This window comes from Pseudomonas mercuritolerans (assembly GCF_025706525.1).
Classification (GTDB): domain Bacteria; phylum Pseudomonadota; class Gammaproteobacteria; order Pseudomonadales; family Pseudomonadaceae; genus Aquipseudomonas; species Aquipseudomonas mercuritolerans.
In genome coordinates, this window is the sequence record NZ_JAMSHA010000007.1 from 227,367 (window position 1) to 247,982 (window position 20,616).

General features: G+C 57.9%; 23 protein-coding genes. 21 read left to right on the forward strand and 2 right to left on the reverse strand.

All coding sequences use genetic code 11. From position 1 onward, the window contains the following. Positions 1 to 54: 54 nt before the first annotated feature. From ND528_RS28280 to ND528_RS20745, 8 genes are all read left to right on the forward strand, one after another. The gene (locus tag ND528_RS28280) at positions 55 to 264 is read left to right on the forward strand and encodes a hypothetical protein (RefSeq protein ID WP_330221319.1); all 210 of its coding nucleotides are present in this window, start codon (positions 55 to 57) and stop codon (positions 262 to 264) included. Positions 265 to 278: 14 nt separating this feature from the next. Then, complete coding sequence (locus ND528_RS20715) at positions 279 to 1,868, forward strand: ParB family protein (protein ID WP_263471105.1); 1,590 nt, start codon at positions 279 to 281, stop codon at positions 1,866 to 1,868. After that, positions 1,865 to 2,413, forward strand: a complete 549-nt coding sequence (locus ND528_RS20720) for a DUF2857 domain-containing protein (RefSeq protein WP_253397394.1) — start codon at positions 1,865 to 1,867, stop codon at positions 2,411 to 2,413. The genes ND528_RS20715 and ND528_RS20720 overlap by 4 nt, the downstream gene beginning before the upstream one ends. Then, positions 2,410 to 3,597, forward strand: coding sequence for an STY4528 family pathogenicity island replication protein (locus tag ND528_RS20725; protein ID WP_263471106.1), 1,188 nt, complete (start codon positions 2,410 to 2,412; stop codon positions 3,595 to 3,597). Before ND528_RS20720 ends, ND528_RS20725 begins: the two co-directional genes overlap by 4 nt. A 222-nt stretch (positions 3,598 to 3,819) precedes the next feature. Then, entirely contained in the window at positions 3,820 to 4,575 is a 756-nt protein-coding gene (locus ND528_RS20730; RefSeq protein ID WP_263471107.1) for a PFL_4669 family integrating conjugative element protein, read from the forward strand. Next, positions 4,572 to 5,090 carry a DUF3158 family protein gene (locus tag ND528_RS20735; RefSeq protein WP_263471108.1) on the forward strand — a complete coding sequence of 173 codons (519 nt, stop codon included), beginning with the start codon at positions 4,572 to 4,574 and terminating at the stop codon, positions 5,088 to 5,090. Before ND528_RS20730 ends, ND528_RS20735 begins: the two co-directional genes overlap by 4 nt. After that, positions 5,087 to 5,557, forward strand: a complete 471-nt coding sequence (locus ND528_RS20740) for a single-stranded DNA-binding protein (protein WP_263471109.1) — start codon at positions 5,087 to 5,089, stop codon at positions 5,555 to 5,557. The genes ND528_RS20735 and ND528_RS20740 overlap by 4 nt, the downstream gene beginning before the upstream one ends. Before the next feature lie 218 nt (positions 5,558 to 5,775). After that, the gene (locus ND528_RS20745) at positions 5,776 to 7,743 is read left to right on the forward strand and encodes a DNA topoisomerase III (protein WP_263471110.1); all 1,968 of its coding nucleotides are present in this window, start codon (positions 5,776 to 5,778) and stop codon (positions 7,741 to 7,743) included. Between the two features lie 42 nt (positions 7,744 to 7,785). Here ND528_RS20745 and ND528_RS20750 read toward each other — a convergent pair whose 3' ends face one another. Then, complete coding sequence (locus tag ND528_RS20750; RefSeq protein ID WP_263471111.1) at positions 7,786 to 8,043, reverse strand: hypothetical protein; 258 nt, start codon at positions 8,041 to 8,043, stop codon at positions 7,786 to 7,788. Positions 8,044 to 8,252: 209 nt separating this feature from the next. On the opposite strand from ND528_RS20750, the gene ND528_RS20755 reads away from it, so the two are divergent. The 12 genes from ND528_RS20755 (at position 8,253) to ND528_RS20810 (ending at position 17,788) form a co-directional block, all read left to right on the forward strand. Further along, a complete protein-coding gene (locus ND528_RS20755; RefSeq protein ID WP_039011292.1) occupies positions 8,253 to 8,594 on the forward strand; it encodes a helix-turn-helix domain-containing protein in 342 nt (113 codons plus the stop codon). Positions 8,595 to 9,463: 869 nt separating this feature from the next. Next, positions 9,464 to 10,045: an STY4534 family ICE replication protein gene (locus tag ND528_RS20760; RefSeq protein WP_263471112.1), complete on the forward strand. Its 582-nt coding sequence runs from the start codon at positions 9,464 to 9,466 to the stop codon at positions 10,043 to 10,045. Positions 10,046 to 10,114: 69 nt separating this feature from the next. Then, positions 10,115 to 10,372, forward strand: a complete 258-nt coding sequence (locus ND528_RS20765; protein ID WP_263471113.1) for a hypothetical protein — start codon at positions 10,115 to 10,117, stop codon at positions 10,370 to 10,372. Positions 10,373 to 10,473: 101 nt separating this feature from the next. Then, the gene (gene radC / locus ND528_RS20770; protein WP_263471114.1) at positions 10,474 to 10,968 is read left to right on the forward strand and encodes a RadC family protein; all 495 of its coding nucleotides are present in this window, start codon (positions 10,474 to 10,476) and stop codon (positions 10,966 to 10,968) included. Between the two features lie 52 nt (positions 10,969 to 11,020). After that, entirely contained in the window at positions 11,021 to 11,767 is a 747-nt protein-coding gene (locus tag ND528_RS20775) for a DUF5983 family protein (RefSeq protein ID WP_099587611.1), read from the forward strand. A 106-nt stretch (positions 11,768 to 11,873) separates the two neighbouring features. Then, the gene (gene pilL2 / locus ND528_RS20780) at positions 11,874 to 12,413 is read left to right on the forward strand and encodes a PFGI-1 class ICE element type IV pilus protein PilL2 (protein ID WP_263471115.1); all 540 of its coding nucleotides are present in this window, start codon (positions 11,874 to 11,876) and stop codon (positions 12,411 to 12,413) included. After that, a complete protein-coding gene (locus ND528_RS20785; RefSeq protein WP_263471116.1) occupies positions 12,410 to 13,081 on the forward strand; it encodes a chemotaxis protein in 672 nt (223 codons plus the stop codon). The genes pilL2 and ND528_RS20785 overlap by 4 nt, the downstream gene beginning before the upstream one ends. 9 nt (positions 13,082 to 13,090) lie before the next feature. After that, entirely contained in the window at positions 13,091 to 13,810 is a 720-nt protein-coding gene (locus tag ND528_RS20790) for a TIGR03759 family integrating conjugative element protein (RefSeq protein ID WP_099587614.1), read from the forward strand. Then, on the forward strand, positions 13,792 to 14,340 hold the full coding sequence (locus ND528_RS20795; protein ID WP_263471117.1) for a lysozyme family protein: 549 nt from the start codon (positions 13,792 to 13,794) through the stop codon (positions 14,338 to 14,340). The genes ND528_RS20790 and ND528_RS20795 overlap by 19 nt, the downstream gene beginning before the upstream one ends. Next, the gene (locus tag ND528_RS20800; RefSeq protein ID WP_263471118.1) at positions 14,337 to 14,852 is read left to right on the forward strand and encodes an integrating conjugative element protein; all 516 of its coding nucleotides are present in this window, start codon (positions 14,337 to 14,339) and stop codon (positions 14,850 to 14,852) included. The genes ND528_RS20795 and ND528_RS20800 overlap by 4 nt, the downstream gene beginning before the upstream one ends. Positions 14,853 to 14,861: 9 nt before the next feature. Continuing rightward, complete coding sequence (traD, locus tag ND528_RS20805) at positions 14,862 to 16,967, forward strand: type IV conjugative transfer system coupling protein TraD (protein ID WP_263471119.1); 2,106 nt, start codon at positions 14,862 to 14,864, stop codon at positions 16,965 to 16,967. A gap of 89 nt (positions 16,968 to 17,056) precedes the next feature. Then, entirely contained in the window at positions 17,057 to 17,788 is a 732-nt protein-coding gene (locus ND528_RS20810; protein WP_263471120.1) for a TIGR03747 family integrating conjugative element membrane protein, read from the forward strand. Positions 17,789 to 18,032: 244 nt separating this feature from the next. Here the strand turns inward: ND528_RS20810 and ND528_RS20815 are convergent, their stop codons facing one another. Continuing rightward, complete coding sequence (locus ND528_RS20815; protein ID WP_263471121.1) at positions 18,033 to 19,019, reverse strand: helix-turn-helix domain-containing protein; 987 nt, start codon at positions 19,017 to 19,019, stop codon at positions 18,033 to 18,035. A gap of 340 nt (positions 19,020 to 19,359) precedes the next feature. Here ND528_RS20815 and ND528_RS20820 point away from each other — a divergent pair, with 340 nt between their 5' ends. Next, complete coding sequence (locus ND528_RS20820; protein ID WP_263471122.1) at positions 19,360 to 20,532, forward strand: TonB-dependent receptor; 1,173 nt, start codon at positions 19,360 to 19,362, stop codon at positions 20,530 to 20,532. The last annotated feature ends 84 nt before the right edge of the window (positions 20,533 to 20,616 follow it).

The following is a 20,616-nucleotide window of genomic DNA, read 5'->3' on the forward strand; positions in this document are numbered from 1 at the left end:
CGTTTTTTGTTTGATCGACCTTGAAACCAACAGGGCTTGGTAAGGAGTTTTCTAATGTTGGATCAGTTTCCTATCGTTGTTCAGCCTTCCATTCGACCACGCGACGCGGCTTGCGAGGAGTACTGCACCGTGGTTTTTCGTTTGCAAGGGGGGCGCTCGGCCATGGTGTGGTTCCTCGCAGAACTATCCCACCATTTCGAAGGTTCAGAGACTGCCGAAATCGTGAAATTCGAGGTCGGTGACCATTTGCGTAGCCGGAGTTGATCGAGGCGGTTCAGATGAAGAAGCTCAGTCAGGAGGAAATCACCGACAAGCTGCACCAGGACCACTTCACTCAAGGTCCTGGACTGGAGCGACTGCCCGATCCAGTCATCGACACTCCCATGCTAGTCACTCTGGAACAGTTACGCCCCTACGAGCACAACCCACGCTTCATCCGTAATCCGCTTTATGACGATATAAAGGCGTCGATCCGTGAACGCGGGCTGGATCAACCGCCACCGATTACCCGCCGTCCGGGTGAAACGTCTTTCATCATCCGCAACGGCGGTAATACGCGCTTAGCAATTCTCGGCGAGCTGTGGCAGGAAACTCGCGACGAGCGTTTCTTTCGGATTCACTGCCTGTTCCGACCTTGGAGCAATGAAACCAACGCCCTACTCGGCCATCTGGCGGAAAGCGACCTGCACGGCCAACTCACGTTCATCGAAAGAGCCCTGGCAGTAGCCAAACTCAAAACCATGCTTGAGTCGGATGGCCCAGAGCTCTCACAACGGGAGCTGGCTCGACGTCTTGCCGCTGGAGGCTATCCGGTTTCGCAGTCGCATATCAGCCGGATGCTGGACACCCTCGAACACTTATTACCCGCCATTCCACAAACTCTGTATGCCGGCTTGGGTAAGCCTCAGATAGAACGTCTGATCGGTCTACGTAGTCAGGCTGAGCGAACCTGGAACCGCTATCCAACCGCCACAGTCGCGTTTGCAGAGTTCTGGCTGGAGACCATGGGCTACTTCGATGGCGATCCTGAATCCTTTGATCTTGAGCAGATCCAGGACGAATTGCTCGAACGCATGAGCCACTTGCTCGGACAGTCCTGCCGTATGCTGGCCCTGGAGCTGAGCGATACCCAACGGGTCGTCTCCACGCCTGGGGCTGTCATCACCACACCCTCAGAAAGCAGCCATCGACCAAGCGTGCATGAAACTGCGGCAGAGTTGCCCTCCTCCGACACTAAACCCGAATCAACTGATGCCAAGAGCAAGATAGAGCCAGTTTCAGAAGAACAGCTCAACGCACCCGAAACAAATACTTTACCTGCGGTCAGTCGCCTATCACGCGTTCAACAGATTCGTGAGCAAATCGATCGCGAGATCATTACCGAAACGGAGTCTTCATTCGAAACCTGCACAATCGACGACCTCTGGACCATCGCACCAACGCTGGATACGCCCGAACAACTGCGTTTAAGCATTGCAGGACTGGCCCGGGAAATGGCGGCGTATGCCGGAGATGCCGAGAGCATTATTAATCAGAAGCTTGGCTTGGGCTTCTCTTTGGACATTGAGCGACTTGATCTTTCAGCACCCCGCTCGACCGGCATTCACCTAATGCTCCTGGCCCTGTTACGGGCTCAAGACGAGGTGAACTGGGAGGATCGCAAGCAAATCCCTTCCGCACTGTTCGGGCAGTTGTTGCTGGGTGTCTATCAACTCCCTCTACCAGATAGACCAGTCACGGACGTGGGGCTGGAGCGACTGCCTGACAGTCTGTTAATTAAGCTGTTTCGCTTGATACGCCTGGCCCGGCGTCTAATCGACTTAACACTCATCTCTGAAGACAAAAACTCACCGGAGGCGCTGAGATGAACTTGTCCTTCAATATGCTCAATCAAGCCATGCTAACCCAGGTACTGCACGAACTACGCCTGGGCAACCTGCAACGCTGCAAGGCACTTGGACTGAGTGAGGATGACATCTTCGTGCTGCAATCCTTACCACCGACCACGTTATCGCGCCTGGCCCATGCCACAGTCCCTTGGCTCGAGGTCAAGATTGACTCGCCGGTGCTGCATCGTTTGATCGAACAAGCTGAACGCGATGAACAAAACGAACGGTTGATCAACCGAGCGCTCAAACTCGGCGCCAGCAGCACCATTATGTACCAGTGTTTTGGCTTGGCGCATTCGGAAACAGCCATGCGTCGGCGTCTACTCAAGATAGAAACTCGTAAAGGCCGCCCCCAACATTTAAGCGAAGCGCAGGAGCATGTGTTGTGGCAACGTTGGTGCCAAATACGAACAGAGGACGGCACCGAGGATAAACTCGACGCCATGATGATGCTTGCCGAAGAACAGCAGATCAGCTTGACCATCGTTTGGCAGCAAATCGACCAGTACAGCAACAAAACATGAATGCTGTTCCCGCCAGTCGCTGGCAACGTGTCCTGCAGCAATGCACACAACAGCTGCATGAGCGCTGGCCAGCACGCCCTACCACTGAACAGCCCTCCAACCAGGGTCTACAGGCTGGTTTTCTGTTTAGTGGCCAATCACACGAAGTCGTGCCACGTCGGCTGCTGTTGGATAATCGGCTGACGCCATTGGAGCGAAATGCCTGGCAGGTATTTCGGCTCATGCTGCAAGGCCAGGGCGTGGTTACGCCGCGCTATGAGGATTTGCAGCCTTACCTCTCGAGCGTGCCCTACGGTGCGTCAGCCTCACGTGAAACCATTGCACGCGTGTTGACGATGCTCAGGCTCACTCGTTGGCTCAGTTTGGTTAGCCGCGGTCGCGATCAAATCAGCGGGCAGCTACAAGGTTCTTTGTACGTTCTGCACGATGAGCCGTTAACCCCCGCCGAAGCCATGGAGCTCGATCAGGACTACCTAGAACTGGTCGGACATGCCCTCGGTCATGCGACAAAGGCCGTGCGTATTGTCGCTCAGCACATTGTGGAGGAGGTCCGACAGGACACGAATATCGATCAGGGTCGGTTACCGACGCGGCTGGACAGTTGGGGCGAACAGTGGGCGCAGCAAGGCTTGGATCAGCCACCCGGTGATGCATTCCACGATTCCGAACGTGGGGAAGATCACCACGTTCGGAATCGTGCAGGCCCTCGTTCGGATTCCGAACCAGGCTGGAACGCCGGTGCTTCCGGCGCCGTTCGGAATTCGAACGCCGCCTGTACTGTATTAAAAGAAAGTAAATGTACAGTACCGCGCGCGACCTCTACTGTGGATAACCTGCACTGGCCCACTTCGCTACACCTGAGCCCAAGCGAACGTCAGGCCGTCGCCGTGGCGCTGAACAAGCTCAACCCAGCGGATCAGCAGGCGGTGCTTAACGAAGCGGGGGCACGCTGTGCGGCCGGTGGTATACGCAAGCCGGCGGCATATCTGATGGGCCTGATCCAGCGTGCGCTGAAAGGCGACTTTCGTCCTTGGGCAAGTCAGGTCGAACCGTCCCCCGTCGCAGAGCCGCACCCAACCGACCCCTCGCGGCCTTCTCGAAAAAAGGGCGAACCTGCATCAGCCCTCGCCCAAGCGTGCCTAAATGAGCTGCGCCAACTGCGTGGAGGCAGTGGACGTCAGTAGATTTGATGCCAGTGGCATCAAATCCATAGAGATTCCAATCTACGAAAATATCGGACCGAACCATGGAGCGTTTAGGGAAACGCCTGGGCGTATTTCCAATAAACGTAGACGTCAGGCATTTGCCCTCTCTCACCAAACCGAACAGACCGCATTCAGCTTTTTGGCTGTCCTTGACCCTGATCTGTCGCAACGTCCCGTCCAAGCCTATGCGAGGACAACACCATGGCCGATCACTATCAACTCAATCTGGGTTCATTGCGCAGCAGCATCACCCTGACCCTGCATACCCACCATGCAGCCCGTATCTGGCAAGGTCGAGCCGCACGCGAAGGCGTCCACTCGATCATGGGTATGGCCGGTTACATCAGTGTCACCAACCTGATCAAACAAACTGCGGCCCAGGACGATCCCTATGCAGATTGGGCCATCGTGCAGCTCGAAGAAAAACTGATGCAAGCAAAGGCCGGGATGCTGGAACTGACTCAACAGTTAGACCGAATAAGACAGGATCTGCCGACACAGATTGATATGGGGGACAACCTCAACATCCACCCCGTCACCTTGCCATTGTACATCGGCAGCCAGCTGGGCTTCCTCGCAGTCTACCTGCTGACTGACTACGACACCTTGGTGCGCCATACCTTGTTGGCCCATCACACCGCCTTGATCGGCCGCCGAGACATGGAAGCCTGGATCGACGACGGCGCCCATCTGCTGCGCAGCCTGTTCGGCCAGGCCCAGCGCTATCGGCATGCTGGCGTCACCCGTGATGACATGGCGGCGAACAACGCTCGTGCTCTGGCGGCAATCGAGAGAATGGGTTTGCCCCCTACGGACATCCTTGAGGGGCATCGCCGCTCCCAGTTCGCGCCGCCCATCGTTCGTCGTGGTGCTGTGGCAGTGGATGAGGCTGACGCGTTGGCGGAGAACGCGGCAGCGCCATCTGCGACAGTAGATGAGTCGGAGGACGAAGCATGAAGTCCATTATCTCGACTCAGCCAACCCCCCTCGAAACACTCACGCCGGATGCCTATCGACACCTCGAACACGCTACTTCCCTAAAAGGCCTTTTAAAACCTTTTAAGGGTAAGGGGGAGCTGGAATACCTGGCGCAGGTGGCGAGGGAAACCGAGGCGCAGTTATGTCGCCTCATGGAGGCGGTGGCGCTGCGGGCCGGACAACCGCCTTTCTCGCTGCTGGATATTCGATTGGTGCTGCAGAACACCAGTGCGGGCAGCACCTTTTTGCGATGGCGCACCCGTGACTTCGCGCGTATGGGCGTTGCGGTCTGGGAGCGCCAAGCCTCCAACAAGGCCTTGCCGCAAACCGTACGCGAGGCATTGCACCGTTTCGAATGCGAGCGCATTGCACTGAACTTGCAGATGAGTGTGATGCATTCGCTCTACCGTCAGGCTTCAACCTGCGCAATCAAAATGGCCAGTGCCGAACGGCTGCTGCGCCAGTCCACACCAGCAGCGGAGATATCACGATGAGTACTTTTTTCGTCGGCGAAGGCAACATCGGCAGTGCGCCAGAGTTCCAGGAGTTCCCATCAGGCAATGACGAGCCACGGCGTTTGCTGCGGCTGAATGTGTACTTCGACAACCCCGTGCCACGCGATGGCAGCTACGAAGATCGAGGCGGCTATTGGGCGCCGGTCGAGCTCTGGCACCGCGAAGCTGAACATTGGAGCACGCTGTACCAGAAAGGCATGCGCATATTGGTAGAGGGCCGCACGGTGCGCGATGAGTGGGAGGACAGTGAAGACAATGCGCGGGTCACCTTCAAGATCGAGGCGCGTCGTATCGGCATCCTGCCTCATCGCGTGCAGAAAGTGGTCATGCGGGAGCGCTCAAGTGAATCAGCCTCGTCTGCGGATCCCGTCGGGCAGGCTACAGACCAGGCCAGCTCGCCAGCGTCGAAGTCCAAAAAGCGCAGAGGGCAGCTACCATCGGCATGACTAACTTGGAGGCATAAAAGTTGCGCCTTTGCGCGAAGTTCCTGGCCTGTCATTACTCGCTGCTCGTGAAGCACTGTCGTCCACGTGATGGTAGTAGCCTCACCCCCAATCAAAACTGCCCTCACCGACTAATATGAGGAACCTGCCATTCAGGTTTCTCATAGCTTGCCACTGCTGTTTCCAACAACGCTGCTCCGAACTCAACCCGGAGCAGTTCTATGCGTCTCTTTCTCTGCGAGAAACCCTCCCAAGGACGTGACATCGCCAAGGTTCTCGGAGCCAGCCGACGTGGCGATGGTTGCTTGATCGGACGCGAGACAACCGTCACCTGGTGTATCGGTCACCTGCTGGAAACGGCCCCACCTGAAGCCTATGGCGATCAGTACAAAACCTGGTCGTTGGATCATCTACCGATCATTCCCGCGCAGTGGAAGGTTGAGGTCAAACCCAAGACTGTCGCGCAGTTCAAAATCATCAAACACCTGCTCAGCGAAGCTACCATCGTCGTCATCGCCACCGACGCCGATCGCGAAGGTGAAATGATTGCCCGCGAATTATTAGAGCTCTGCAACTATCGTGGTTTTGTTGAGCGCCTCTGGTTATCAGCCCTCAACGAGGCATCGATTCGCAAAGCACTGTCCTCGCTGAAGTCTAGTCAGGAGACCTTCCCGCTCTATCACTCAGCCCTCGCCCGCAGCCGCGCCGATTGGCTGATTGGTATGAATCTCAGTCGTTTGTTTACCCTCCTAGGACGGCGGGCGGGCTATGACGGCGTCCTGTCGATTGGACGCGTCCAAACGCCCACTTTGCGCTTGGTGGTTGAACGAGACCGCGCGATTGCAAGCTTCGTCTCTGTGCCGTATTGGATGGTGGATGTGCACCTTTCTTCAATGGGGCAACCCTTCATCGCGTCGTGGATACCGCCCGGTTCAGGACGTGACGAAGCCGGTCGCTGCCTGCAGCAGGCGCTTGCCAGTCAAGCCGTCCAAGCGCTTTCTGGCAGCAAGACCGCCACCGTAGTCTCGCTGCAGACTGAGCATTGGCGCGAAGCGCCACCCCTGCCCTTCGACCTGAGCACACTGCAAGAAGTCTGTTCACGCAAGCTGGGACTCGGCGCTCAGGAAACCCTGAACATCGCCCAAGCCTTGTATGAAACCCACAAAGCCACCAGCTATCCGCGCAGCGATTGCCGCTATTTGCCAGAGAGCATGTTCAACGAGGTCGCCGCGGTATTCGATGCCCTGCTCAGAATGGATCCCGCGTTACGCCCAGCGCTCGGAAGCATCGATCGATCATTGCGCTCACGAGCATGGAACAATGCCAAGATCACCGCGCACCACGCCATCATCCCCACCACCGAGCCGGCGAACCTTGGGCGGATGTCCGAACAAGAGCGCCAAGTCTACGAACTGATTCGTAGCCACTACCTCGTGCAATTCCTGCCGCATCACGAGTTTGATCGAACCGAGGTCGAACTGGAGTGCGGCGAAGAACGGTTAACCGCTGTTGGCAAACAGATCCTGGTTTTGGGCTGGAAAGGCTTACTCTCCGACAACCCCGAAGACGATGAACCCGGTCAAAAGACCCAGGTGTTGCCCGCCCTACAACAGGGTAGCCAGTGCGCAGTGGACGACGTCGAACTAAAGTCCATGCGCACCGCCGCTCCCAAACCGCTCACCGAGGGTGATCTGATCAGGGCGATGAAAAATGTGGCCAAGCTGGTCAACGACCCGCGTCTGAAACAGAAACTTCGGGACACCACCGGTATCGGCACTGAAGCCACGCGAGCCGGCATCATCAAGGGGTTGATTGATCGCGGTTATTTGTTGAAGAAAAAACGTGCCTTAACGGCCTCCGCAGCGGCCCATACCCTGATCGAAGCGGTACCCGCAGCAGTCGCAGATCCGGGTATGACAGCGATCTGGGAGCAAGCGCTGGATGAAATCGAAGCGGGACGTCTGACCTTGGATGCATTCGTTGCCAAGCAGGCGCACTGGATTACGCAGCTGATCGCAAACTGCGGAGCGCTTACCTTGTCGGTACCGGTCGAAGCCGGGCCTGTCTGCCCCATTTGCAACGCAGCAATGCTAAGGAGGAAGGGAAAATCAGGGCCGTTCTGGTCATGCTCCCACTACCCAGACTGCAAAAGCACGGTGCCGATCAACAAAGGTATACGTCGTCCATGAGCACCATTGGCGTTCATATGAGATTTGGGGGTGATGTCCGGGTCAGTGCATCGTCAACGGCAGTTGATCCTTCTCCAAGTCGCTTAGCGGTTGTCCGATTTCACGGGCCAACGCGATGCCTGTCGCGATCCATATCTGCCCCAGTTCGTTGAACGCTTTCAGGTGAGCAGGATCTTCGTTGAGCCAATGAACAAGGCTGTCGAGGTGTGCGGGGTTATCAGGGCAATCATGGATCTTAATGAACAGCTCTAGTGTTCGAGCCCAGATCAAGTCCATGTCGTTCTCGCGTTGCTCATCCATGCTCAACCATTCCTCCATTTGGTCCTATCAGACCGCTCAGTCTCACTGGTCACTACGGGCTCTGATTCCTGAAGGAACACATGTCACGTCGCGACAAACAGGTATTTCAGTCAATATAACAACCCTATAAGTCGATACTCAACCGTTAAGGATGTTCATGTCAACGGGTCTTTGCTCAACCATTCGGGTTGAATTGGAGAACTCATCACTTGGCACATAAACATCCAACCCAAGCCCAAATCGGACGCATGATCGCGAAGCACCGCACCCAGCGTAATCTGACCCAGGAAGAGGTGGCTGAACGACTGGGGATCGGTAGCGAAGCCATTTCGCGCCTTGAGCGGGGTGTGGTGGAGCTTTCCGTGGTCAAGCTGATGCAACTGGCAGACATCTTCGACTGCCGGATGGATGAACTGCTGACGGAGTCGAGCACTCGCCCCAACGACCAGGGCCAGATGATCGCGGGCCTGCTGAGCGGCCTTCAAGAACGCGACCGTGCCTTTATCCTGACGACCGTCGAACAGCTGGCCGCTCATCTCAGTAGCAAATAACCTCTCAGCACACTGGCTTGACGTCGTCACACCCGCTCTGCTGTAGTGCCTCAGCATCATCGCTACGGCGACCCAAGACCGATTCGCTCCGGGTAGCTCGGTCGGACTCCCTGAGTTCGGAGCCTTCTCTTCTGCGGAATTTCATTCCCGCTTTGTGCTCGACCGGATCAATGTGGCGGATGACCACTGTTGCTTCTGCCAGGCAGCAGCGGTCATCCGCTACCGCGATCGCATTCAGTCCCGGAGCCCGCCGGGAAACACTGGGCACCCTTTGTGCGCGGATGCGTGCCAGCGTATTCCGACCCAGGCCACGATAAGGGTCGGTTGGCGAATCATGGCCCAGTTAAATCAAGTTTTGCGAGGAGCTTGTCGACTGCGTCAGACCGCCTAAGGTGGCTTTTCTGTTCCTCGCCTGGCACCCCGCCAGGCCCGCTCTTCATTTTTTTCAGTCCAATAATTTCCACTGTATTCCGGCTATAAAAAATCAGCTTACGGCGTCTTGACGCTCCCCTGTGACATGCTTATACAAAGGGCGTGGTTCGCTGTCGTTGACAGCCCAGCCCAGGTAGCTTGAACCTTCAAGGCTACGCCACGCTCGTGGTGGTTTACCCAAGTGCGATCAGCATTCGGAGGCTCGCACGATCACCGCGTCAGCGGTGATGAATGCCCACTATCCCCAGTCCGCAGACCACTACTGCAGATTCTCTTCTGCTGCACCGCTACTCCCCAGGCGCATCGTTCTGATTGTCATCGGCTTGCCGGTGACGAGTCGTTCATCGCTCGCCTTCACCTAACCCACCCTGACGGGGGCTCACTTCCCCCTCAGGGGGCTGTGCGTCGCCGTTTTCCCGTGAAACAGGAGAACCACCATGGCCCACGCCAACCAATCCCATGAAGCGACCACTTACTTCAATCTGCACACCGTCGGTATCGGCTACCTCAACCGTGTTCGTGAAGTACAAGTCCGTCGCGGCCAGCCGTTCATGGCCTGCGATATCGCGGCTCTGCACGGTGCCGCCGATGCGGTCGAGTACACCCGCTTCGACTGCAAAGTCGCTGGAGGCGAAGCTGAACGCTTGACTCGTCTCTATATGGACGCCGTCAGAGCCGAGAAAAAGGTCTTGCTGTCGTTCCGTATCGGCGATCTGTGGATTGACCCATTTCTCTATGAGAAAGGCGATAAACAAGGCCAGCCGGGTGCCAGCCTGAAAGGTCGTCTGCTGTACATCGACTGGATCAAGGTCAACGGCACGTTCGAATACAAAGCGCCGGCCAGGCAGGAGGCAACAGCACCTGTTGAGCCAGCGCCAAACAGTGAGCCATCCCCAACGTCGGCTGATGCCGAAGCTGAGGATACCGACAACCCAACAGAGACCAGGATCAAACCTGAATCTGCACCCACTCCCCGCACGGCCCGCCGTGTCGCCACACGTACTGTTCAGTCCGCCTGAACAATTCACGTTGTTTACATCAAGGCGCTCAATCGAGCGCCTTTCTTCAATCCGCACAGGAGAACCCACATGGAATCCTTCTGGCTTTGCGACGATTGCCTGTTCGCTGCGGCTTACGAGGACTACAGCAGGTTATCGCTCTACTACACGACGGATGAAATCGAGAAACGCATCGCCGGTCTCCATCGCGGGCTGGTTCGGCTAATGCCCATCAGTGCCGACTTCGACCCCGAAACTGGCCGTGGCATAAGAACCTTCTCCCCATTGCCCTGCGCCGGTTGCGATTCACACCTGCACGGACAACGCCACCGATTCACTCGGTTGTGAACAGCGCGTCATCGCGCAACGCCCGTCATTCTATATCCACCTAGGGGGCACCACTCCCCTCGGGTGTGTACCCCCCGGATTGTTCCCTTCGGAGGTACGCCATGAGCACCCCACTCACCCTGATTGAAACCTCGGATTTCGAGGCTGATCGTATCGCCCAGGAAAACCAGCTGATCGACGAAGCGCTGCACATTCTGGATCGTCGGCTGTTCACCCGCGGCCCCAACCTGACGTCACCTGACGCCGTGGCCTCATATCTGAAACTTCATCTTGCGCAACAAGAGCATGAAGTTTTCGGTGTGATTTTTCTCGATGCCCGCCATCGCGTTCTAGCGTTCGAGATCCTCTTTCACGGCAGCATCGATGGCGCCAGCGTTTACCCCCGACAAGTCGTCAAGCGCTCCCTAGCGCATAACGCAGCAGCCGCCATTTTTGTTCATAATCACCCCTCAGGATGTACGGAACCCAGCCAGGCAGATCGCGTCTTGACCGCACGGTTGAAGGAGGCCTTGGCGTTGATCGAGGTTCACGTACTGGATCACTTCATCGTGGGTGAAGGTCGCCCACTTTCTCTTGCCGAGTACGGTTGGCTTTAACCCTTACAGGCGCCTTCGGGCGCCTTGTTCATTTTCATCCTGGAGAATACTCATGAACGCCACTACCCAAACCCCAGCCATGCTAGGGGCCTCAAACCCATTCGTTCGCGGCTATGACAATCTATCTATCGAACGGCTGCTGCTGATCACCTATGCAAACGACTGCCCTCCCTGCTTTCGCTCCGTACACGACTCACAAGCTCATCTGCCCGACGATGCGCTAGAACTGTTCCCCTGCCTGTTCAACGACGACTCCGCTCTGATCAGCGAGGGTCAGTCCATTCCGGATGAATTGGATGAACGCTTCCAATCCACCGGACTGGTGCGGCAAGTGACTTATGCCGTGACTGGCGAAATGCTCAACGAGCGACATCACGTCGGTGACCTGTACTCCCTGGAAGAAGCCCAAGCCATGATCCATCGCTTGAATTTCGACACAGGACACTACAGTCGAGCCTGGGAAATCAGTACCGCACACCTCACTGACGAAGCACTACGCCACTTGGAAATCCGGGTTGGCAATTTCGACTCCAAGCCAACCGGACTGCTGTTTGAACCCTTTGCCCTGCCAGACTGCAATGGCGTCGGATGTAAGCTGATCGGGACGCCCTGGACCGACGATAACTTGGTGAAGATCGAGGGCAATCCTTACTCTTCGCTGAGGCAAGAGCAGCTCGACGCAGGTACGCCGGAGGCCTTGATCAACGTGCTGTATCTGGCGGCATTGGCGGATGTGAGGTTGTTGATTTTCGACCCCGACGCTGCCGTCTTGGATGGGCTCGCCATTTTTGATCAGTAGTAATGCCTTCAGCGTTAACGCGACTCGCCTTGAATCGACTTTCTCACTGCTTGGCTCCTTCACCTCATGTCAGGTTCTGCACTGAATCTGACATGAGGTTTTTTCCATGGAGCGTTTTTTCACGCCTGTCTGCCTGCTGGGCTTGTTGAGTGCTTGCACCGCGCAAATCCCAACCCCATTGCCGACTCATCCAGAGATTGACGGTGGCTCCAATCGGCCTCAGTTATCGAGGAGCGCAGCCGACGAAAACCATCCGTCAGAGCTCCGCTATGGCCGCTATACGCTGGTCAGCACCGACCCCACCACGGAACAACGTGATCTTCTCGCTCAAATCGTTGACGTGAGCATTCCGTCCCACCTGAATTCTTCGGTACAGGAAGCGATGCACTACGTGCTGCTGCGCTCGGGTTATTCGCTCTGTCCTGCCGAAGAGCCAGTGAAAATACTGTTTACCCGGCCTCTGCCCGCCGCCCATTACCGGCTCGGCCCAATCTCATTACGCAGCGCGCTCCAAGTGCTGGCTGGCCCCGCCTGGCAACTCACGACCGATGAAGTTAGCCGTTCGGTCTGCTACGAACCGCAGAAAAATAGCGGCACGGTGCGGGTCACGCCAACCTCGTCCCATCAGTCGGAGGCTCGTCCATGAAAGCCTCGACATTTCAAACTCTCATTGTCGGCTCACTTTGTCTGGCGGTCTCCGGGCTAAGTGGTGGCTTGTATAACCAGTATCAACGCGTGACCGAGCTGGAAAATGCGAACGCCCAACGCTTACAGACCCTGGATACCCTGCAACGTGATTCAAGCACCCTCATGGATGCACAGGAGAAGCTGCAGTACGCACTGAAAGACCTGAAGCAGATGGTCGATACCGGTGAGCGACAGGCCAATACCCTCGATCCGATGTTGGATCAATGGGCGCAAGAGATTCAGGAGCTACGCGACGGTCTGGCAGACCGTGCCACCGCAGCCGATATGATCGCGCTACGCGCACGACTTGAGCACGTTGAGCAGCGACTCCTGGACCTCAAGCCCCAGTCATCACTCCCATCACCGACACCCTCCTCAGCCAAGCCGAAAAAAGCCGCTCGCGCCAAGCCTGCCCCGCTCTCGCCGCCATTCTCAGTGCTGGGTGTTGAATCCCGCGGTGGCGAGCGCTTTCTGGCCGTAGCGCCTCCTGATAGTCGCTCACTCAAGGATATCCAGTTGCTGCACAACGGCGAGCAGCTCGGCGCATGGCAGCTGAAGGCGCTGGAGCCGAACGCGGCCATCTTCGCCGTGACCGCTCAGCCAGACCAGACCGTGCAACTCCCTTGAGAAACGATTATGAACCGAGCGCTACTGTCCCCCGTCGTCTGTCTCGTTTCATTGCTTAGCACGGGCGCTGCGATGGGCAACCCTGTCACGACACCGTCACAGGTCCAGGACACACAGTCCACTCCGCTGGGGCGCTCGCACTCTGAACAGGCGGCAAGCTGGGGTCTGACGGAGCAGGAGTGGACACGCTTCGAACAGATCCAAGCCGGCCCGCGTGGTTTCTGGAGCCCGAATCTGGATCCGCTGACCGCGCTCGGCGTCGAAGCAGAGACCGACCAAGAGCGCCAGCGCTATGCCGAATTGCAGGTAGCGCTGGAAGCCAAACGAGCCGAGCGCGAGTTGGCTTACCAAAATGCTTACACCGCGGCTTGGGCCAAGCTGTTTCCGGGGCTGTTGCCGATTCAGGGTATGGCATCCCCGCCCACCGCTAGCTCACCGGTCGAGCCGCGCCGAGCTTTGTTTGTCGAGGACCATTGCCCTGCGTGCACCGCTGAAGCACAGCGTCTGCAAAGCAGTGATACGGGGTTTGATATTTACCTGGTGGGCAGCCAAGGCGAGGATGAACGCGTCCGTCGCTGGGCTAGGCAAGCGGACATCGATCAGGCCAAGGTCCAACACCGGCAAATCACCCTGAACCATGATCGCGGGCGCTGGTTCAGCCTGGGAGCCCCGAGACCGTTACCCGTCACATTTCAGCAGGTGAACGGACAATGGCAACGCCTCGATTGATTGCTATTGCGCTCCTGCTGACGGTGCACGCCGTCCGGGCAGACGAACTTCCGCCTCCGGCTTATCAACTGGCAGCGCATGACGCCAACGTCCCTTCTACGGTGTTGTTCGCGATTGCCCTGCAGGAGAGTGGCGCCCGCCTCCGTGGTCGACTGCTGCCCTGGCCCTGGACGCTGAATATTGCCGGTAGCCCTTACCGTTTCGCCAATCGTCAGACCGCCTGTCACGCCTTGCTTCAGGCACTTGCTCGGTATGACGCCAAGCGCGTCGATGCCGGGCTTGGGCAAATCAACCTGGGTTATCACGGACAGCATTTTTCCAGTCCCTGCGAAGCCCTCGAACCCTACCGCAATCTGGCCGTGACTGCCGCGCTGCTGCAAGAGCATCACGCCGTCACCGGTGATTGGGTGTCAGCTGCTGGCCGATATCACCGCCCGGCAGGAGGAACGCCGGCCGCGCGTTACCGCGCCGACTTCTCCCGACAACTCGAACAATTGCAGGTTTCCTTCAAACAGGGCACACCACAATGAAGCGAATACCCCTTATCTGCTATTTCATCCTGATCTTGGCTCCTTTCGCCCAGCCGGAACGGACCGTAGCCGGGGATCAGCCTAGCGACTTCACCCGCCTCCATTTTCAGGTCCCCTGGCCGCCAATAAACAACAAGATCCAGCCTAGTCGGGCCATGCATGCGGACCTGTCCACGTTTGTCGATGAAGCCTGGATACTACCCGTCCACAGCTCTCACTTGAGCCCCGGCCACATCACGTCTCGCGCCCTAAAGATGCCGGGCTTACGCCCATTTTTCCTAGTAGGTGAGGATCCCCAGTCACTGGCTTGGCTGCATCAGCGTGCGACTGAACTGCAAGAAATAGGGGCGGCCGGCCTCGCCGTCGAAGTGACCGATACTCAAGCCCTGGCCCGAATTCGAGCAGCCGCGCCGGGCATCACCATCCTGCCGGTCAACGGCAACGACATCGCCTCTCGCCTGAAAATTGAGCACTACCCTATCTTAATCACAGCCACCTCACTGGAACAGTGAGTCTGGATCATGGCCGAGCATGCGATGGAGTCCAAACTCCGGCCCGCAGTCGAGCTGTATACCGTGGCGATCTGCGTCGCCGCGGCGGTGCTGTGCGTGTATTCGCCCTGGGCCGTCGCCCTATCACCCGAGATCGGTCTGATTACGGCTCTGGCCTATGCCCTGTTCGGTTTGATCCGCCTCCGACAAGCCTGGGAGGTGTTGCGCTATCGGCGCAATATCCGCCGGCTGCCTCGCTACGAGCTGACCAGCCGGCAGATTCCGGTGAGCCGCAAACGTCTGTTCATGGGCCGAGGCTTTCGCTGGACCCGCCTGCACACCCAGCGCTTAGTCGAGGCCCAGGATCCGGCCGTCGCTCACTACGTCGACCAACCGACCCGTTACCGCCTGGCACGTGGACTCGAACGTCGCCTGGAACATGCACCGTTTCCGCTCTCGATACTGGCCCGGGTCACGGCCTGGGACAGCGCCTTTAATCCGTTGCGCCCTTTACCCCCAGTCGGTGGCTCACCGTTGTTGCATGGGGTTGAGCCGGACGAAACGGAAGTCAGTCTGCCGCTGGGTGAACGAGTCGGACATACCCTCGTGCTGGGCACGACCCGTGTCGGCAAGACGCGGCTCGCCGAGGTGTACATCACCCAAGACATCCATCGCGTCGAACACGAGGTGGTCATTGTCTTCGATCCGAAGGGCGATGCCGACCTGCTCAAGCGCATGTACGTCGAAGCCAAACGCGCCGGTCGGGAGAAAGAGTTTTATGTGTTCCATCTGGGTTGGCCGGAGATCTCCGCCCGCTACAACGCCGTGGGACGTTTCGGGCGCATCTCGGAAGTGGCGTCGCGCATCGCCGGGCAGCTCAGTGGTGAAGGCAACTCGGCGGCATTTCGCGAGTTCGCCTGGCGTTTCGTCAACATCATCGCCCGCGCCCTGATCGAGTTGGGCCGACGCCCAGACTACCTACAAATCCAACGGCATGTGGTCAACATCGACGCATTGTTCATTGAGTATGCCCAGCAATTTTTCGCCAGAACCGATCCGAAAGCATGGGAAGTGATCGTCCAGCTTGAAGGCAAGCTCACCGAAAAAAACATTCCCCGGCATATGGTGGGACGCGAAAAACGCGTGGTGGCCATCGAGCAGTACCTGGCGGTGAAGCGGGTATTTGATCCCGTAATGGACGGGCTGCGTTCGGCGGTGCGCTACGACCGTACTTACTTTGACAAAATCGTTGCCTCGCTACTGCCGCTGCTGGAGAAACTCACCACCGGCAAGACCGCCCAGTTACTGGCCCCCAACTACGCCGACCTGGATGACCCGCGGCCGATCTTCGACTGGATGCAGATCATCCGAAAACGCGGCATCGTCTACGTTGGTCTGGATGCACTGACCGACGCCGAGGTGGCCGCCGCGGTGGGCAATTCCATGTTCGCAGACTTGGTCTCGGTCGCCGGACACATCTACAAACACGGCATCGACCATGGCCTGCCCGCATCGAGCGGTAGCAGTGACAAGCTGCCGATCAACCTCCACGCCGATGAGTTCAACGAGTTGATGGGTGATGAATTCATCCCGCTGATCAACAAGGGCGGTGGCGCTGGCATCCAGGTGACGGCTTACACCCAGACCCTCAGTGATATCGAAGCGCGCATTGGTAATCGCGCCAAGGCCGGCCAGGTTATTGGTAACTTCAATACGTTGCAGATGCTCCGCGTACGCGAGACCGCCACCGCGGAGCTGCTCACACAGCAGTTGCCCAAGGTTAACGTGCTGACCAAGACCCTGGTGTCGGGTGCCACCGATACCTCCGATCCTGAAGCCAACACGGACTTCACCTCGTCCTCACAGGACCGTGTCAGCAGCACCAGTGTGCCGCTGATCGAGCCCGCACACATCGTCGGTTTGCCCAAAGGGCAAATGTTCTCTTTCCAGGCCGGTGGGCAGCTCTGGAAAGTACGCATGCCATTGCCAAAACCCTCTAACGACGATGCCATGCCCAAGGACCTACAGGAGCTCACCCAGCGAATGCGGGCCACCTACAACGAGCAGGCAGGGCAATGGTGGAGCGCAAGCGGTGGCGGCCCAACAACCAACTTCGATCTGGATCAGGTGGGATAGCCCGCCCCTGCCTCAGGTTTCGATCAGCAGAAAACTGTCCAGAAGGCGTCGTGACGACATCAATACTGCAGCGCGCAATGGAGTGAACGATGGCGAGTTCCGTCCGGCACACGCCTCCACAACCGGTCCAGCGCTCGGGGTTAATCATCTCGGCAATCGCCTTAATCCTTCGCATCATCGGATTGCTGATCGCCTCGTTGCTGTTCTCGATCTTCATAGAGTTCGCCGGCCTGCTGCTCTTCTGGGGCGATCAGGGCTGGCGACATAGCCAGGCCATGTTGAATAGCGAAGTGGGATGGCTCAGCGAGCACTTCCAAGCTTCACTCATCATCCAACAGCCTGGACAGAGGATTGTCCAGTGGCTGGATTTTCTCAATCAGTGGCTGTTGGTCAAGACTGGCTTTGCGGATTTTGCCCGGCAGGCGCGGGTGTCGAGCCAGGGTATCGGCTTCTGGAGTTGGACCAATCAGCTGTACGTGAGCATTGAAGATTTCGTGCTGGCCGCAGTGTATGTGACATTTACCTTCATGGTGCGCCTAGCCATTCTGATCCTGGCCACCCCCTTATTTTTGCTAGCCATGTTCACTGGTTTTATCGATGGCTTGATACGCCGAGACCTGCGTAAATTTGGCGCGGGCCGAGAAAGCAGTTTTGTTTATCACCGCGCTAAGCGTACGGTAATGCCACTGCTGTTGATGCCATGGGTCATTTATTTATCCCTGCCTTTTTCGCTCAACCCCATGGTTCTTTTTTTGCCTAGCGCGACCATGCTGGGTTTAGCCATGACAATCACCGCAGCAACCTTCAAAAAGCACCTCTGAAAAATCAAATTTATCCTCCAACGTCCATGGAAAGCAGTGCCGGCTGCGCATATTCGCCAGTTACACACTTTCGTTGCAAACTCGTATTGAACAACGGCGAGCATGTAAAAAGTACCAACCTTCCCAACCATCCATGTTCAAGCAACTTTGGCAAAAGTGGTCTATTTCACTGCGCATCCGTCAGAACCGCTGCACATCTGCCTGCGTCAAACGTATCTGGATCACTTAGGCTCTACTTCGTTTATTATGCACTGACACCAAATGATTTACTTCTGCCACCGTTCTTCAGAGTCGACGGGTTGATTCCGAACTGCTTGCGAAACGCCGTGGCGAAATGGCTGGCGTTGGCATAGCCGAGGTCCGAGGCGATGCGCATCACGGATTCATCGCCGCTCATCAAGCGGCTGCGCGCCTGGATCATCCGGGCTTGCTGGAATACACCGTAGACGCTGTTGAAGAACAGTTGGCGGAACCCGCGGGTCAGCTTGGGCTGGCTCAACCCGGACTCACGCGCAAGCTCCGACAGGCTCGGCGCCTTGCCCAGGTCCTCGAGCAGGCGATCACGGGCACGCACCAGCCGTTGGCGGTCGGTGTTACTGACGCGACAGGTGTATTCGGCGTCCTGGCGCGCCTCAAGAAACAGACTCACCAGGGTGACGCTTTGCCCGTACAGCCACAGGCTGCTGCGCGGCTGAGCCGACGGCAGGCTGGCGCCCTGGTCCATCGCGGTGCCGAGCATATGCGCGGTGGCGCTCATTTCGCCGCTGCGATGACCATCGAGAAAACAATGATCACAGGCCAGCGCCTTGTTCAGCAACGGGTCGAGTTTGAGTTCCCACTGCGCGAGCACTGCGGGGCGGATCATCACGGTGATGTTATCGATCTCGCCATGCTGGTGATAAACGCCATGGCGGCACCGCCCGAAACTGATGCTGCCGGCGCCCTCGTCAATCGCATAGCGCCGTTGCCGACGCCCTTCCTTGAAGCTGCACGCGGCCTTGCCCTTGAGCAGGTTGGTGAAACTGAAATGGATGAACCCGCTGTCGTCCTGCAAGGGCAACTCGATCGGCTGCTCGAACGTGCTTTGCCAGCGCACGATGTCCAGCCCGTCCTGCAATGCCACGCGGGTGACGCGACAGTGCGCCCCTGGTCCGAGGTCGCTTCCATACCCTCCCGTAATGATTCGCGAGACCGGCATCGGCTCCCCTGCGCCTCCTTGAACGGCTGACATCGTAAATCTCCTGCCTGACCGGATACGGCTCGAATCAGATCACATCGGGGTGGAAGTGTGCAATTGATAATTATTAGCATCTGGCACGCTGCAAAGGCTCCGCCAAATCGCCGCTGCCACCCCGCAACGCGCGCCGATCAAAATCCTCAGTCAAGGTCCCATCATGTCTGCACAATGCAACACGACGGCTACCAGCCAATCTTGCTACAAGCGTAATACTATAACAATAGTCATGAGTTTGACACTGGCCAATTCGGCGCTCGCCGCCACCACCAGTGAGCCCGTGCAACTGCCGGCCTCGACGGTAACTGCGCGCCTGGAGCAGTAAGACCCGAAGGAAGTGCCCATCAGTCTCAGCGTGATCAGCGGCGAGCAACTGCGCACCCAGCGCCTTGACACGTTGGAAAGCTCACTGCGCAACACTTCCGGAGTGAGCGTCAACTCCTCAGGCGGGCCGAATGACTTCAACGTGCTGATCCGCGGCGTCGGTTCGCTGTACCAGATGTCGATGGATGACAGCTCGGTAGCGTTCAATATCGACGGCGTGCCGGTGTCGTCGCGCAGCCTTGGTACCGGCACCCTCGACGTCGATCGCATCGAGGTGCTCAAGGGCCCGCAGGGCACGTTATCTGGCGCAATTGGCCAGGCGGGCGCGGTGAACATCACCACGCGCCAACCCACCCGCGAACTCGAAGGTTATGTGCGTGGCGAAGTCGGCCAGGAAGGCCAGTTCCTCACTGAAGGCGCCATCGGCGGGCCGATCAGCGACAGCCTCAGCGGGCGCCTGGCCGTGCGTCGTGCCGGCTACGACAGCTGGATCGACAGCGACCAGACCAACCACCCCATCACCAAGCCGCGTAACGAAACCTATCGCGGCAGCCTGCTCTGGGACCTCAACGATGACACCCATGTATTGCTCAGCGCCGAACGCCAGAAAACCGAGCGTGCCACTAACTCTCTGGTGCTGCGTCCCTACGGCAGCGACCCCAGCCTGGACCTGACCCCCGGCCTATTCGACGACAACTACAAGACCACCGAGCGTTATACGCTCAAGGTCGATCACGACTTCGCCAACAGCCGCCTGACCTCCACCACAGCCACATCCACCGCCGACTTCGAAGGCCTGATCGCCTACGACAGCAAGCTCATGGGCGCCCTGTACGGCACGCCGAGCGAGTTCTGGGTGGTGGACAAATCCTTCGAGCGCAGTTGGAGCCAGGACCTGCACCTGAGCTCGCTGCCTGACTCCGACGTGTTCTGGGTGGCGGGCCTCGCCGCCAGCCGCAACGAGCGCAGCTACGACACTCCACGCAACACCTACGGCACCTCCGGCGCCAAATACCGTGACTTCACCACCACCTACGCCGGCTACGGCGAAGTCACCTTCCCCCTCACCGAGCGCCTGAAACTCACCACCGGCTACCGCCACTCCTGGGACCGCAAGACCTACGACGGTCAGTACTTCTCTGGCAGCAGTGCGGTGCAAGACTCCCGCAAGCTGACTGACGACTAGGGCACCGGCCGCGTCGCCCTGAGCTACGCCCTGACGCCGCAAACCAACGTCTACGTGCAACTCGCGCGGGGCTATAAATCCGGT